Source organism: Dyella sp. OK004 (assembly GCF_900114495.1).
GTDB lineage: Bacteria > Pseudomonadota > Gammaproteobacteria > Xanthomonadales > Rhodanobacteraceae > Dyella_D.
Genome location: NZ_FOZI01000002.1, coordinates 921,349 through 935,543 on the forward strand (window position 1 = coordinate 921,349; position 14,195 = coordinate 935,543).

At 63.5% G+C, this 14,195-nt stretch carries 13 protein-coding genes; 3 read left to right on the forward strand and 10 right to left on the reverse strand.

Annotated features, from left to right (window positions below; translation table 11 throughout):
* Both BM338_RS10795 and BM338_RS10800 read right to left on the reverse strand, forming a co-directional pair.
* Positions 1 to 492, reverse strand: a complete 492-nt coding sequence (locus BM338_RS10795) for a hypothetical protein (protein WP_090450874.1) — start codon at positions 490 to 492, stop codon at positions 1 to 3.
* Entirely contained in the window at positions 489 to 1,265 is a 777-nt protein-coding gene (locus BM338_RS10800) for a CDP-alcohol phosphatidyltransferase family protein (protein ID WP_090450875.1), read from the reverse strand. Before BM338_RS10800 ends, BM338_RS10795 begins: the two co-directional genes overlap by 4 nt.
* A 106-nt stretch (positions 1,266 to 1,371) precedes the next feature.
* Between BM338_RS10800 and BM338_RS10805 the strand changes: the two genes are divergently transcribed.
* The 3 genes from BM338_RS10805 (at position 1,372) to BM338_RS10815 (ending at position 4,230) form a co-directional block, all read left to right on the forward strand.
* A complete protein-coding gene (locus BM338_RS10805; RefSeq protein WP_090450876.1) occupies positions 1,372 to 1,788 on the forward strand; it encodes a DUF4124 domain-containing protein in 417 nt (138 codons plus the stop codon).
* 138 nt (positions 1,789 to 1,926) lie between these two features.
* Complete coding sequence (locus BM338_RS10810; RefSeq protein ID WP_090450877.1) at positions 1,927 to 3,624, forward strand: proline--tRNA ligase; 1,698 nt, start codon at positions 1,927 to 1,929, stop codon at positions 3,622 to 3,624.
* 282 nt (positions 3,625 to 3,906) lie between these two features.
* A complete protein-coding gene (locus BM338_RS10815; RefSeq protein WP_090450878.1) occupies positions 3,907 to 4,230 on the forward strand; it encodes an H-NS histone family protein in 324 nt (107 codons plus the stop codon).
* An 80-nt stretch (positions 4,231 to 4,310) separates the two neighbouring features.
* Here BM338_RS10815 and BM338_RS10820 read toward each other — a convergent pair whose 3' ends face one another.
* The 8 genes from BM338_RS10820 to BM338_RS10855 all read right to left on the reverse strand — a co-directional run bounded on the left by BM338_RS10820 (position 4,311) and on the right by BM338_RS10855 (position 14,195).
* Positions 4,311 to 5,615, reverse strand: a complete 1,305-nt coding sequence (locus BM338_RS10820; RefSeq protein WP_090450879.1) for a threonine/serine exporter family protein — start codon at positions 5,613 to 5,615, stop codon at positions 4,311 to 4,313.
* A 74-nt stretch (positions 5,616 to 5,689) separates the two neighbouring features.
* On the reverse strand, positions 5,690 to 6,139 hold the full coding sequence (locus tag BM338_RS10825) for an NfeD family protein (protein ID WP_090450880.1): 450 nt from the start codon (positions 6,137 to 6,139) through the stop codon (positions 5,690 to 5,692).
* A gap of 206 nt (positions 6,140 to 6,345) precedes the next feature.
* Positions 6,346 to 7,284: an SPFH domain-containing protein gene (locus tag BM338_RS10830; protein WP_090450881.1), complete on the reverse strand. Its 939-nt coding sequence runs from the start codon at positions 7,282 to 7,284 to the stop codon at positions 6,346 to 6,348.
* Positions 7,285 to 7,350: 66 nt separating this feature from the next.
* Positions 7,351 to 8,733: a sensor histidine kinase gene (locus BM338_RS10835; protein WP_090450882.1), complete on the reverse strand. Its 1,383-nt coding sequence runs from the start codon at positions 8,731 to 8,733 to the stop codon at positions 7,351 to 7,353.
* 1 nt (position 8,734) lies between these two features.
* On the reverse strand, positions 8,735 to 9,055 hold the full coding sequence (locus BM338_RS10840; protein ID WP_090450883.1) for a hypothetical protein: 321 nt from the start codon (positions 9,053 to 9,055) through the stop codon (positions 8,735 to 8,737).
* Between the two features lie 613 nt (positions 9,056 to 9,668).
* Positions 9,669 to 11,009 carry a sigma-54-dependent transcriptional regulator gene (locus BM338_RS10845; protein ID WP_090450884.1) on the reverse strand — a complete coding sequence of 447 codons (1,341 nt, stop codon included), beginning with the start codon at positions 11,007 to 11,009 and terminating at the stop codon, positions 9,669 to 9,671.
* A gap of 73 nt (positions 11,010 to 11,082) precedes the next feature.
* Positions 11,083 to 12,900 (reverse strand): DUF885 domain-containing protein, encoded by a 1,818-nt coding sequence (locus tag BM338_RS10850; protein ID WP_090450885.1) that lies wholly within the window; start codon positions 12,898 to 12,900, stop codon positions 11,083 to 11,085.
* Between the two features lie 80 nt (positions 12,901 to 12,980).
* Positions 12,981 to 14,195: an ABC transporter permease gene (locus BM338_RS10855; RefSeq protein ID WP_090450886.1), complete on the reverse strand. Its 1,215-nt coding sequence runs from the start codon at positions 14,193 to 14,195 to the stop codon at positions 12,981 to 12,983.

Consider the following 14,195-nt stretch of genomic DNA (forward strand, 5'->3'; position numbering starts at 1 on the left):
TCAGGCCCCGGATTGCGCCAGCGCGCGGCGCAGGTTGCGCAAGGCTTGCCACAGGCGCCGCTTGCCCGCGGCGGAGGCATGCACGCCGGCCGGCTCGTCGGCCAGCACGATATGCGCCTGGTTGAGCGTGGCCGCCGGCAGCTCGCGGCCCAAGGCATGCGCCTGTGCTTCGCCGAAGACCAGATAAGCACGTGCCACTGGCGCCGCGGACAACTGACCGTCGCGCACTTCGATGCGCGCGGCACGCGCCAGCGCGGGGCCGAAGGCATGCAAAGCTCGCCCCAGCAGATCGAGTGCCTTGGTGTCGCAACCTGCGGGCAGCAATACGACGCAATCGCCCACCTGCGCCTCGGGCATCGGCGCCGTCACCGCAAGCGTGTCATTGGTACGCGACGAAGCGGCGGCGCGCTGCACCCATGGCATCACGCCGAGGGCGCGCAGCACCCGCGTGCGATGTGATGGGCTGGCAGACAGGTGAGCCACTGCGCTCATGCCGCTCCGCGGCGGCGGCGATGGGTGGCGCGGCCCCACAGCGTCATGGCGGGACCGGACAACAGATACAGCGTGAACACCACGAACAACACGCGCGGCGGATCCACGAAGAACGGAATCAGGATCAGCAGACCCACGATGATCCACAGAAACGGCACGCGGTCGCGGTCACCCATCGGCAGCGACTTGAAGCTGAAGTAGCGGAAGCGGCTGACCATCAGCAGGCCCACGATCACCGCCAGGAACGGGGTGAAGAAGCACACCTCTTCGCCGACCACGCCGAACTTGTCCATGCTCCACACGAACGACATGCACACCGCCGCCGCAGCAGGACTGGCCAAGCCCTGGAAGTAGCGCTTGTCGATCACACCGACCTGGGTATTGAAGCGCGCCAGGCGCAGCGCAGCGCAGGCGGCATAGATAAAGGCGGCGGCCCAGCCGATCTTGCCCCACAGCGGACCATAGTTTTTCAACGCCGACAGCGACCAGGTGTACATCACAAGCGATGGCGCCAGGCCGAAACTGACCAGGTCGGACAACGAGTCGTACTGCACGCCGAATTCGCTCTGCGTACCGGTGGCGCGCGCCACGCGGCCGTCCATACCGTCCAGCAGGCCCGCCACGAACACCGCGATGGCCGCGTCGCTGTAGCTGCCGCCAATGCTCGCGATAATGGCGTAGAAGCCAGCGAACATGGCGCCGGTGGTGAACAGATTAGGCAGCAGGTAAATGCCCCGATGCCTCGGCGTACGGGCTGGTGTGCTCTCGCTCATGGATCAATCCGTGACGGAATGCGCGCAGTGTAAACCATCGCTTGAGTCCGGTCCGGCGGGGTGCTAACAAGGGCGCCACCTGTAAATCGACCCTCCGGAGAAACCCATGCGTCGTCCGCTGACCGCCGTCGCCCTGCTGCTGCTTGCCCCTTTGGCCATGGCCCAGGCCTACAAGTGGACCGATGCGAGCGGCACCGTGCACTACGCCGACAGCCCGCCGCCGAAGGGCACCCAGTTCAAGCGCGTCACCACCACCGGCACGGTCGAATCGCCCGTCACCCCGTCGGAGAAACCCGCCTCTGAACATGCATCGTTGGAGCCGCCCCCGAAGCCGGTCGCCGACACCCCGGAAAACCGCACCAAGCTCTGCACCACCCTGAGGAGCAACCTGGATCTGCTGCGTAGCAAGCAGCCGGTGGTGACCCAGGATGGTGGCCAGCAGAAGCTGCTGGACGACACCCAGCGCAAACAGCAGCAAGCCACCGCCGAAGGCCAGTACAAGCAGTTCTGCCCGAACCAGTAAGCACCCTTGTAGGACCGCACCCTATGCGCGACCGGCTCACGCTGCGTCGCCCACAGGGTGGGCTCCTGCAGTTTTAGGGCAGAGACGGCGCGAAGCCCCGCTATAATCGGCTTCTTTATCACGCCGGAATGCCCCCGCATGCGCCTCAGCCAGTTCCACTTGGCCACCGTCAAGGAAGTGCCCGCCGACGCCGAGATCGCCAGCCATCGCCTGATGCTGCGCGCCGGCATGATCCGCAAGCTCGCCTCCGGCCTGTACACCTGGTCACCGCTGGGCCTGCGCGTACTGCGCAAAGTGGAAAAAGTGGTGCGCGAGGAAATGGACCGCGCCGGCGCCGTCGAAATGCTGATGCCGACCATCCAGCCCAAGGAGCTGTGGGAGGAAAGCGGCCGCTGGGCCAAGTTCGGCCCGCAGTTGCTGAAGATCAAGGATCGCAAGGAGCAGGAGTTCTGCTACGCGCCCACCGCCGAGGAAGTGGTCACCGACTTCGCGCGCAATGAGCTGAAGAGCTACAAGCAGCTGCCGGTCAACTTCTATCAGATCCAGACCAAGTTCCGCGACGAAATCCGCCCGCGTTTCGGCGTGATGCGCGCGCGCGAATTCCTGATGAAGGACGCCTACTCCTTCCACCTCAGCCAGGAATCGCTGCAGGAAACCTACGACGCGATGTACCAGGCGTACTCGCGCATCTTCACCCGCCTGGGCCTGAAGTTCCGCGCGGTGCAGGCCGACACCGGCGCCATCGGCGGCAACGCCAGCCACGAGTTCCAGGTACTGGCCGACTCGGGCGAAGACGCTCTCATCTTTTCTGACGGCTCCGACTACGCGGCCAATATCGAAAAAGCCGAGGCGCTGGCGCCGACCGCCAGCCGTCCGGCTCCCGCGGCAGAACTCAAGCGCATCGACACGCCCACGCAGAAGACCATCGAAGAGGTGGCCGCCTTCCTTAAAGTGTCGCCGCAGCAGTGCGTGAAGACCATCCTGGTCCAGGGCAGCAAGGGCCTGGTGGCGCTATGCGTGCGCGGCGACCATGAGGTCAACGAGGTGAAGGCCGGCAAGCTGGCCGAGCTGCCGGGTGCGTCCGCGCTCGCCAGCGAGGCCGAGATCCTCGCCGTCACCGGCACCCGCCCCGGTTTTATCGGCCCGGCCGGCCTGCCGGCAGAGATCCCGGTGATCGTGGACCGCGACGCGGCCGTGCTGTCCGACTTTGTCTGCGGCGGCAACCAGGACGGTACCCACTACGCCGGCGCCAATTGGGAGCGCGACGCACGCGTCACCCGCGTCGAAGACATCCGCAAGGTCGTCGCTGGCGATCGCTCGCCGGATGGCAAGGGCACCCTGCAAATCGCGCGCGGCATCGAAGTGGGCCACGTGTTCCAGCTGGGTAACAAATATGCCGAAGCGCTCGATGCCACCGTGCTCGACGAGCAGGGCAAGAAGCAGGTGATGCAGATGGGCTGCTACGGCATCGGCGTCAGCCGCATTGTTGCCGCCGCCATCGAGCAGCGGCACGACGAGGCCGGTGTGATCTGGCCGGAGCCGATGGCGCCGTGGCGCATCGCCGTGTGCGTGATCAACCCGAAGAACGCGCCGGAGGTCACGCAGGCGGCCGACTCGCTGTACCAGCAGCTCAGCGAACGCGGCATCGAGGCCGTGCTGGACGATCGCGGCCTGCGGCCGGGCGCAATGTTCGCCGATATGGAGCTGATCGGCATTCCGCATCGCGTGGTGGTGAGCGAGCGCGGCTTGGCCGCCGGCACTCTGGAATATCGCGCGCGCCATGAAGCGGAAAGCCGTGCCATCGGCACCGACGAGCTATTTGCCCTGCTCGGCTGAGCCGGCTGAAAACCGCCATTGAAAACGGCCGCATGTCGCGGCCGTTTTCATATTCGGCGCCTTTAGCATTGGCATTGAATTTTCCGAAATAATCCCGGTCAATAAACTCTTGCGAAAGCGCCTCGCAAGCCGGCCGACATTAGCCGCCTGATAATCCCAATGAACCCGCGCTTTGCAATTGGTGAAAGGATCGTACAGAATCAAACAGGCAACCCAACGTGTTTGGTTTCACCTAAAACAACAAATGCCTGCTAATGGCTCATTGTCATCCCGGGAGCAAATATGGCCGTCGATATCAAGAATCTCAATCACAACCAGCTTAATGACCTGATCAGCAAGGCACAGGTTCGCCAGAACGAACTGCGCAAGGAAAAGGTCGGCAAGCTGCGCGAAAAGATCCACGCGCTGATCAAGGCCGAAGGTTATGCCTTCGAAGACATCTTCGGCCACGGCCGCGGCAAGGTCCGCAAGTCGGGCGGCACGGTTCCGCCGAAGTACCGCAACCCCGCCGATCCGGAGCAGACCTGGTCCGGCCGCGGCAAGCGTCCGCGCTGGTTCAACGACGCGCTGAAAGCGGGTAAGAAAGAAAAGGACTTGGCGATCTGATTTTACTCAGCGCTCTGTCCGATTCGCACATAAAAAACGCCGGTTACAAGCCGGCGTTTTTTATGGACTTATTCGCTTGGTCAAAGCGAGCGACGCGGCGCCACCAACAGGTCGCCGAACAACAGGCCCGCCACCAGCGAAATCAATAGAGTTATCAGCAATAAACCGGTATCCAGTCCAAGCGTGGTATCGCGCTCCAACAGATACGACACACTGCGGAATCCCACACTACCGGGCACCAGCAGAATGATGCCCGGCTCGCGGATCACCGCACCCGGACGATGCGCATAACGCGCATAAACATTGGCCAATGCGCTGAGCAGGAAACCGCCAAGAAATACGCCAAAAGGCGCCGCCGGCAAGGTGCCGGAAACCAGGCCGCCCCAGCGCGTGGCGAGATAACCCAAAACCACCGCGGCCATCACCACCAGCCAATCCTTTCGCGCCGCGCGAAACGTAATGGCGAAAGCGAAGGCCGCCAGCGGCAGCGCCAGATAATCCGTCCAGCCCGGTAGCGGCGGCAACGCATAGTCATGCGGGTAAATACCTACGGCCGCGCACAGCTGCGTGCCCGCTACGGTGCCGAAAGTCAGCTTCAACAAGGTGGATATCGCCCCGCCGATTCGTGCCATGCCTGCCACCAGATGCTGGCTCGACAGCTCTCGAACAGCCGTAGTCAAAGCCATGCCCGGCATCAGCATGATCAGACCCGCCAGCACCACCGACTTGATTGCCAGCGGCACCACAAAAGCACTCACCACGATCGCCACGACCGCACCCACCAGCGCGCTGATCGCCTCGCTCGCCACCGCCAGGCGCGGACGGGTGGCCGACAGCACGGTGATGCTGCCGATGATCAGACCGATCAGCGCCGTCGTCAGCAGATCCGCCCACGAGCTATGCAGCAGCAGCGCCACCACACTGGCCGCCGCCAGGCCGTAGCTGGCGATCAGGCCGGCCTGCGCGCGCCGCGTATCCGGCTTGCCCAGCTCGCGCAGCAGGCGAAAACCCTGGCGCATGTCGAGCTCGCCGGCAATCACCTGATCCGCGATCAGATCCGCCTGGCACAGTCGCGCCAGGTTCACGTCGCCGGGCGGCAGGCGCATCACCTGGGTGACTTGCGCCAGGCCGTCCTCACCTTGGGCCAGATCGGCAAAGGAAATGATGATCGCCGTGGGGCTGGACCACACATCCGCCACCAGCCCCAGCCGCTGCGCGGAACCCGAGATCGCCATCTCCAGGCGCGGCGCCGAGGTGCCGTATTGATGCAGCCGGCGCGCCAGCTCCACCAGAAAGGCGATGCGCGTATTCAGTGCGGTGGTGGCGAACTGGCTGGCCGCCACGACGGGCGGCGAAGCGGGAAAGGAGGCAGGCGACAAAGTCATGCTGCATTCTTACCCGGAAGACAGCGACTTGAATACGTATGGCCGTCTAATTCGGAGCGTCGGCCGGATAGCCCTCACGCAACCGGCCTGACCTTGAGCGTATTGCCTTCAACCGCGACCACCTCGACCGTGCTGCCCGCCGGCAGGTCCGGCCCGCTGACCAGCCACAGGCCATCGCCCACGCGCGCCTTGCCGCGTCCATTGACGATGGCTTCGGCCAGCTCATAGCGCTCGCCGATCTTCTGCTCGCCACGCCGGTTCAAGCGTGCATCGCCGGGCTCATCACGCTGCAGGCGAGGCCGCAGGAGATACCAATAGGCAGCGCAGGACAAGAACGCCAGCACCACAAAAGCGACGGCCTGCGACTGCAGAGACAGGTCAGGAAGCACCAGCATCAACACGCCAGTGACCGCGGCGGCGATACCGATCCACAACATGAAATAGCCGGGCAGCATCACCTCCAGCGCGATCAGCACCAGGGCGAGAATCCACCACAGATAATGCGTTGCAACACTTGCGACCATGGAACACCCCCAAAAGAGACGCCAAAGATAGTGCCGTAGGAGCGCACCCTGTGCGCGACAAACCGGCAGGAAGCCGGTTTGCACGGCGAAGCCGCCCGCAGGGCGAGGGCCGTGGATGGCCCGAGTGAAAGCCCTGCGTAGCGGTTACACAAAGCGCGGTCCTTGGGGACCGTTCGCGCACAGGGTGCGCTCCTACAATGAGCCCGTCAGGTACGGCGGGCTGCTGCCTTCTCTTGCTGCTGTCCCAACGACTCCTTGGCCAGCTCGGCGATACCAGCGAGTGAACCTAATATGCCGGTCGCCTCCATCGGCAACATGAGCATCTTCTGGTTGGGCGAGTGCGCCATTTCCTTCAGTGCTTCGACGTATTTGTTGGCGACGAAATAATTGAGCGCATTGACATTGCCGTTGGCGATCGCGTCGGAAACCATGGACGTGGCCTTGGCCTCGGCTTCAGCCGAACGCTCGCGCGCCTCCGCGGCGCGGAACGCCGCCTCCTTCTCACCTTCAGCGGCCAGGATTACCGACTGCTTCTCACCTTCGGCCTTGAGGATGGCTGCCTGACGGAAACCTTCGGCCTCAAGGATGTTCGCGCGCTTCTCGCGCTCCGCTTTCATCTGTCGCGCCATCGAATCGATCAAGTCGCGCGGCGGCGCAATGTCCTTGATCTCGATGCGGTTGACCTTGACGCCCCAGGGATGGGTCGCCTCATCCACGACGCGCAACAGCTTCGCATTGATCGCGTCGCGCTGGCTCAGCGATTCGTCCAGATCCATCGAACCCAGCACCGTACGGATATTGGTCATCACCAAGGCAAGCGCGGCCTGTTCCAGGTTGGACACTTCGTACGCCGCCTTGGCGGCGTCCAGCACCTGATAGAACACCACACCGTCCACACGCACCACGGCGTTGTCCTTGGTGATGACGTCTTGCGAAGGTACGTCGAGCACCTGCTCCATCATGTTTATCTTGCGACCGATGCTATAGATGAACGGAATCAGAAAATGCAGGCCGGGCGTCAGCGTGCGCGTGTACTTGCCGAAACGCTCCACTGTCCATTCGTAACCCTGCGGCACGATGCGAACCAGTTTGGCGATCACGATGATCGCAACGACAACAACGACGAGTGCAAACAGCTGTCCCATGGCTACCTCCTGTCCTTGATCAGGCCATGAGTATAGGCGAGTGCGCGACGCGCGCCGGTTACGTGATTACGTAACGTTGAGCGGCAGCAGCAGGCTAACGCGAAGGCCACCCTGCTCCCGGTTGGCCAGCGTAATGCGCCCGCCATGCGCTTCCACGATCTCGCGCGCCAGCGCCAGCCCCAGGCCGGTGCCGGAGCGCTTGGTGGAATAGAACGGCAGCAGCGCCTGCGCCAGCACGGTCTCACTCATACCCGGACCGCGGTCGGCCACCTCGATGCGCAGATCGCGCCCGATCACTGTCAGCGACAGCGACACCTCATCGTCCGCGCTGCCCGATTCATGCGCGTTCTTGATCAGGTTGATCAGCACCTGTTCGACCTGCGCGGCATCGAACCAGCCCGACAGCTCCGGCACGCTGCCACCCAGCTTGAACACGCAATGCAACGCCAGCCCGTCCAGAAAGCTTTTCCAGTCGATCGCCACCGGCTGCGGTGCCGGCAGCTTGGCGAAGCTCGCATAGCCGGCGATGAAACCGTGCAGATGTCGTGCACGCTCACCGATAGTGGCGAACACACCGGGCAAGCGCGCGGTATCGCCACGCCGCGCCAGCTCCGCACCGGAATGCGCTAGCGAGGAAATCGGCGCCAGCGAGTTATTGAGCTCATGGCTGATCACGCGGATCACCCGCTTCCACGTCGCCACTTCCTGCCGCGACAGCTCGCGCGTCATGCGCCGGAACAATTGCAGCCGATGCGGCCGCCCTTGCAGACGGAAGCTGCGCTGCGACAAATGGAACGTCTCCTCGCTGCCATCCATCTCCACTGTCAGCAACGCATCTTCGCCGCTCTTCACCGCACGGCGCAGCGCCTCCGGCGAACCCTCGATCAACTCCATGAAATCCAGCCCATGCAGGCTGCGCCCTTCATTGAAGAGATGACGCGCCGCGATATTGGCGTAGGTCACGCGACCGGTCGCATCGGTCAGTACCAGCGCCACCGGCGTGTTCTGCACCACCGTATCCAGCAGCAACTCACGCTGCGCCAGATGCTGCCGCTGCTCGCGCAAGGTCTGCCCCAGCGCGTTATGCATGCGGATCAACTCACCCAATTCATCCCCACGCGTCGCCGCGATCGAGAAACTGAAATCGCCATCGCGATAACTAGCGACCGCACCCTCCAGCGCGCGCAACAACCGGCTCAGCGGATGCATCACCCGCCCCGCCAGCCAGATCGACAACGGCAAAGCCAGCACCGCGCTGACCAACAGTCCGCTCCAGACCCCCATATGCGCCGGTGCCCGCACCGTCACGCCGAGATCGTGCTTCATCCATTGCAGCAATTGCGGTAACGGCCACTGCGTCACGCCTACATAAATCAACGCACCCGACGCATAAGCCAGGCATAACAGCAGCGCCAGCCGCACCTTCAGCGTATTCAGGCGACGCCACACGCTAGCGGACCGATGCCGGTTTGGTACTCGGAATCAGGCAGGACGACGCCGACGGATTCAACTCGCAGGTACGCTCCGGCCGCCCATACGTGCGCTTAGGCGACTGCATCTGAATGCGCGACTTGTATGCCTTGTCGTCATCCTTGAACCGGAAACTCCCCGCCTGCTCGCGCGGCACACTGGCACTACTGCCATAGCTCACACTTCCCGCACGCGCCGGCGCCGGCCAGCTATCACTCCCCGCCGGCACCGCCGACTGCCCCTGCGCCGCCGCCGCGAACAACAAGGCACAAACCATGCCCGTCACCACCATCGAACGCATGACAGATTCCCTGACCACCAGCAATGCCCGGCATCTTGATATGCCCCATCAACGACGGCAACCATCTTTCGGCATGCGTGAGTGAAGCTTGTGAAGTAGCGACGTCGTATCGAGCACCCACCCCTCACCCCAACACTCTCCCCGGAGGGGAGAGGGAGGTGTGGCGCTTCGATGGGGAAATAGACGATCAGAGCAAAAGAGAACTATCCCGACGCCTGACACTGGAAAAGGCGCCGCTACAAAGCCCGCCGCCTGCTCTTCAGGCCATTTCTCTTTGGTTACTTTCTCTTTACTCCGGGCATCCATGCCCTCCGCCCTTCGGGCCAGCTGCACTGTTCGCACCCGCTCCTGCGGGTGCGTGGGCCAGCAAAGAGAAAGTGACCCGGACCGCGGCAGCGGTTCGGAAGCCCGCGGCAGGCGAGCCAGGGCACGCAGACGCGACAACCGAGCGATAAGGCACTGGATGACCAGCTTCGCTGTTGAAAAGCGCCTCCGGCCTGCGCCGGAATGACGAAGTAGGAGGGAACATCGCAAGCACCCGCCCCTCACCCCAACCCACTCCCCGAAGGGGAGGGGGAGCTAGTGCAAAACACTGACCAGCTGCGCCGCGCTATCAACTCTGCGCCGCCAACCCATACCTCTCCATCCGCCGATACAACGCCTGCCTCGACAACCCCAACGCCTGCGCCGCCCGACTCACCACCCCATCCGCCTTGTTCAACGCAACCTCCACCGCCTCACGACTCGGCTCATCCAGATTGCGCGTCGCATTCAGCGGCGACTGCGGCAGGTTGAGTTGCTCCGGCGTGACGCGGCCATCGCCAGCCAGCAAGGCCGCACGTTCGATCGCATTCTTCAACTCGCGCACATTGCCCGGCCAGGCGTACGACAGCAGCGACTCGCGCGCCGCCTCACCCAACTCGGCGCGACCGCCGAGGAAGTGTTCCGCCAGCGGCAGGATGTCGTCGCTGCGGTCGGCCAGCGGCGGCAGATTCACCTCGATCACGTTGAGGCGGTAATACAAGTCTTCGCGGAACGTACCCGCACGGATCATTGCCTTCAGGTCCGCATTGGTTGCGCTCAGCACACGCACCTTCACTTGCCGCGTGCGGCCGGAACCCAGGCGTTCGAACTGCCCCGTCTCCAGCACGCGCAACAACTTCACCTGACCCGACAGCGACAGGTTGCCAATCTCGTCGAGGAACAGCGTGCCGCCATCGGCCAGCTCGAAGCGGCCTTCGCGCGCCTTATTGGCGCCGGTATACGCACCGGCCTCGGCACCAAACAATTCGGCCTCGATCAGCTCACCGGGCAACGCACCACAGTTCACCGCGATGAAGGAACCGCGCTTGACCGCCGAGTTGGCATGCACGATAGCCGCGATGCGTTCCTTGCCAGCGCCGTTGGGGCCGGTGATCAGCACCGGCACATCCGAGCGTGCGACCTGGCAAGCCAACTCCAGCGTGCGGGCCATCCCCTCGGAAGCGAAGACCAGGCTATCGAGGTCGTAGCGGCGCTGCAGATCCTCGCGGCGCTTGCGACGCTCGTTGCGTGCGCGCGCCACTTCGCGGGTCGATTCGGACAGCTCCAAGAGGTTCTCCACCGTCGCCAGCAACTTGGCGTCATCCCAGGGCTTGGCCAGATAGTCGGCGGCGCCCGCCTTAACCAGTTCCACCGCGGTTTCCAGATGCGTCCAGGCGGTCAGCAGGATCACCGGCAGATCGGTATGGCGCTGCCGGATGGCGCGGAACAGTGCCACGCCCTCCTCGCCCGAGGTGGTGTCCGCGGTGAAATTCATATCCTGAATCACCACGTCGATGCGCTCGCGTTCGAGCATCTCGAGGCCCTGTTCCGGCGTCAGCGCGGTCAGTGGACGGATTTCGTGCAGGGACAGCGCCAGCGACAGCGCCTCCCCCACGGCCGGGTTGTCGTCAATGATCAGGACAGTTCGCATCGGGCTCTTACGCATGCAGACATGGATGCATCCTGCCGGCAAAAGGTTGTAATGACCATCGGCCTAGTCAGGCTCATGGCGCCGCCACTGGGTGGGCCGACGCCTTGCCAGCCTGCACCGCGGCGATCCAGGCATCGGTGCGGGCTTCCAGCACGTCCAGCGGCAGTGCGCCACCGCCGAGGATTTCGTCGTGGAAAGCGCGGATATCGAACTTGTCGCCCAGCGTCTTCTTCGCCCGCTCACGCAGCTCGAGAATCTTCAGCTGCCCCATCTTGTAAGCCAGCGCCTGGCCCGGCCAGGTGACGTAGCGATCGGTCTCGGCCTGCAAATCCGGCTCGTCCTGGCTGGAGTGTGCGTGGAAGAAATCCACCATCTGCTGGCGCGTCCAGTGCTTGTAGTGCACACCGGTGTCGAGCACCAGGCGGTTCGCACGCAGCAGCTCGTCGGACAGGCGGCCGTAGTCGGAGATCGGGTCCTTGTAGAAGCCGATATCCTTGCCCAGGCGCTCCGCATACAGCGCCCAGCCCTCGATGTAGGCGGTATAGCCTGCCTGCTGGCGGAACGGCGGTAGCGCCGGCAAGGTCTGCGCGATCGAGATCTGCATGTGATGGCCGGGAATCGCCTCGTGATACGCGGTCGATTCAATCGTCGGCGTGGTGCGATTGGCGAAGTCGCCGGTGTTGACGTACACCTGCCCCGGCCGCGAACCGTCCGGCGTGCCCTGGTGGTATTCGGCACCGGGCGCTTCCTTCTCGCGGTACGCCTCGACCGGCAACACTTCCACCTTGGTCTTCGGCAGCAGGCCGAACAGCTTCGGCAGCTCCGGCTGCATCTGCGCGATAAAGCCGCGATAGCGGTTGAGGATGTCTTCGCGCGACGTCGGATGCACCTTCGGGTCGGTCTTCAGCGCATCGCGGAAGCTGACCAGGTCCTTGTAACCCTGCGCCTTGGCGATGGCGGTCATCTCCACCTCGATGCGCGTCACCTCGGCCAGGCCGAGCTCGTGGATGTGCTCCGGGCTCTCCTTGGTCGTGGTCATCTGCTCGACGTCGTAGCGATAGATGGCGTCGCCGTTCGGCAACTGCCAGATACCGGGCTGGGTACGGCCATGTGGCGCGTAATCCTTGGCCACGAACTCGCCGAGCTTGCGATACGCCGGACGCACCTGGTTGTCGATGGCGGCGACGATCGCATCGTGCAGACGCTTGCGGTCCGCCTGCGGCACCGCGTCAGGGAAATGCTTCAGCGGTTCGGCGAACGCATTCTCCTCACCCGCCGGCTTGGCGATGCTGTCGATCTGCGTCACCACTTTTTCCAGCAGATAGCGCGGCGGCATCATGCCGTCCTTCATACCCTGCCGCGCCACCGCGGTGGCCTGCTCCAGCACCTGCGGAATCGCGCGCAGGCGCGCCAGGTAATCCTCGTACTGCTTGGTGGTGTCGAAGGGAATCGAGCTGACAAAACCCGGCAACTGCAGATGCACGCCGCTCATCTGCTCCAGCGGCATCTCATATAGCTTGAGGTCGACGCCGCGCAGGTTGTCCTTGAGCTGGCGCACCATCAGTTGCTGGTTGAGCTTGTCCTCTTCCGGGAAGCCGGTGGTGTCGATGGCCTCGAAACGCTTGAGGAAACCCTCGGTGACCTTGCGCTCCGCCGCCACATGCGCCAGCGACGCATCGCTCCAGCGATCGTTGTAGCGCAGGTCGCCAAGGATGGTGGCGAACTCCGGCGCGTTCTGCAGCGAGTGCTGCCATTGCTCGGCGAGCAGCGCATTGAGGGCCTTCACCCGGGTTGCCACGTCAGCCTGGGCAGGCTTCGCCACCGGCTCAGCCAACGCCAGGGTGACCGAGCCCATCAAGCTCGCGCAGATCATCAACGACACCAACTTCATGGGCGGATCTCCAATGCGGAATGCAAAAACCTATTGTGACCGCATCGGAGCCGTCCATCACGTGCCAGAGCGCACGTAAATCACACCGATCGCGTCGCCACTACCGGCGGAACCGCCGCCGCCTTCAGTGCCGGCCCCAACACCGCCAGCTGCCCCAAAGCCCACAGCACCACTGCGCCAACCGGCAAGTAGAACAACGGCAGGCGTGGCAGTTCGTAGAACTTCATCAGCAGCAAATTGAGTGCGAATGCCATCACCATGCCCAGTGCAATGCCACCAGTGACGATCAGGAAGTTCTCGGTCTGGAAATAGCTGAGAATGTCATGCCGCGTCGCGCCAATAGCGCGGCGGATGCCGATCTGCTTGCGGCGCTGCTGCACCCAGAAGCTGGCCAGGCCGACGATACCGAGCGCTGTCACCATCAGCAACGCGACGATTACGCCGACTAGCATGCCGGTCATGACACGATCCTGCTGAAAGAATTTTTCGCGTAGATCGCTGATGGTCTGCGTACCCTGCTGATCGAGCACAACATCCGGCGCCACTATAGCGATGGCCTCGCGAGCATCGCGTAGCACGCGCTGGATATCAGCCGGTGCTGCCTTGATCAGATAGTTGCCCGAAAGCATCGGCCCCGGCTGCCCGGGGACGAAGACGGACCAACCCGAGGTGCCGGCGCCGCGCATGCCCGGATCAGGTGTTACCAGATGATCGATGATACCGACTACCTGATAACGCCATTTGTCCAGCCAAAATGGCTTACCCAGCGGGTCGGCGCCGGGCCACAAATGCTCAGCCAGCTCGCGTGTCATCAGCACAGGCGCGGAACTCGGGAAAACACCGGTGAACGGTTGATAGTCATCCGCCTGCAAGGCGCGGCCAGCGACCACATGCAATCCCAATGCCTCCGCACTGCCCGGGCCACCGAGATAAAACTCGATCACTCCGCCCAAATGCTGGCCCTCGGCATCTGTGGTGATGCCCGACGTGCCGCGCCGCTCACCAAACGGAATGGAGTTGAGCACGCTGACCGACTGCACGCCCGGGATAGCGCGAAGGCCTGCTGTCACCCTCGCATTGATATCTACAGACTGGCTGTCTTCGTAGCCGCTGATCTTCAATGACGCGAGCGAGGTCTCGTCGATACCGCTTTGAACATGTATGTCCTGGACGCGATTGGCGATCAGGAAACACGCGTTGCATAACACCGCGCAGGCCAGCGCGATCTCCAGGCCGATCAATAGCGAGGCGAGCCGGTGACGGCGAAGGGCCGCGAGTATGGGTTGTATCTGCAT

Excerpts from the sequence above, each read along its gene's own strand:
- BM338_RS10795 (WP_090450874.1), bottom strand. The coding sequence starts at position 492 with ATGAGCGCAGTGGCTCACCTGTCTGCCAGCCCATCACATCGCACGCGG.
- BM338_RS10800 (WP_090450875.1), bottom strand. The coding sequence starts at position 1,265 with ATGAGCGAGAGCACACCAGCCCGTACGCCGAGGCATCGGGGCATTTAC.
- BM338_RS10805 (WP_090450876.1), top strand. The coding sequence starts at position 1,372 with ATGCGTCGTCCGCTGACCGCCGTCGCCCTGCTGCTGCTTGCCCCTTTG.
- BM338_RS10810 (WP_090450877.1), top strand. The coding sequence starts at position 1,927 with ATGCGCCTCAGCCAGTTCCACTTGGCCACCGTCAAGGAAGTGCCCGCC.
- BM338_RS10815 (WP_090450878.1), top strand. The coding sequence starts at position 3,907 with ATGGCCGTCGATATCAAGAATCTCAATCACAACCAGCTTAATGACCTG.
- BM338_RS10820 (WP_090450879.1), bottom strand. The coding sequence starts at position 5,615 with ATGACTTTGTCGCCTGCCTCCTTTCCCGCTTCGCCGCCCGTCGTGGCG.
- BM338_RS10825 (WP_090450880.1), bottom strand. The coding sequence starts at position 6,139 with ATGGTCGCAAGTGTTGCAACGCATTATCTGTGGTGGATTCTCGCCCTG.
- BM338_RS10830 (WP_090450881.1), bottom strand. The coding sequence starts at position 7,284 with ATGGGACAGCTGTTTGCACTCGTCGTTGTTGTCGTTGCGATCATCGTG.
- BM338_RS10840 (WP_090450883.1), bottom strand. The coding sequence starts at position 9,055 with ATGCGTTCGATGGTGGTGACGGGCATGGTTTGTGCCTTGTTGTTCGCG.
- BM338_RS10845 (WP_090450884.1), bottom strand. The coding sequence starts at position 11,009 with ATGCGAACTGTCCTGATCATTGACGACAACCCGGCCGTGGGGGAGGCG.
- BM338_RS10850 (WP_090450885.1), bottom strand. The coding sequence starts at position 12,900 with ATGAAGTTGGTGTCGTTGATGATCTGCGCGAGCTTGATGGGCTCGGTC.
- BM338_RS10855 (WP_090450886.1), bottom strand. The coding sequence starts at position 14,195 with ATGCAGATACAACCCATACTCGCGGCCCTTCGCCGTCACCGGCTCGCC.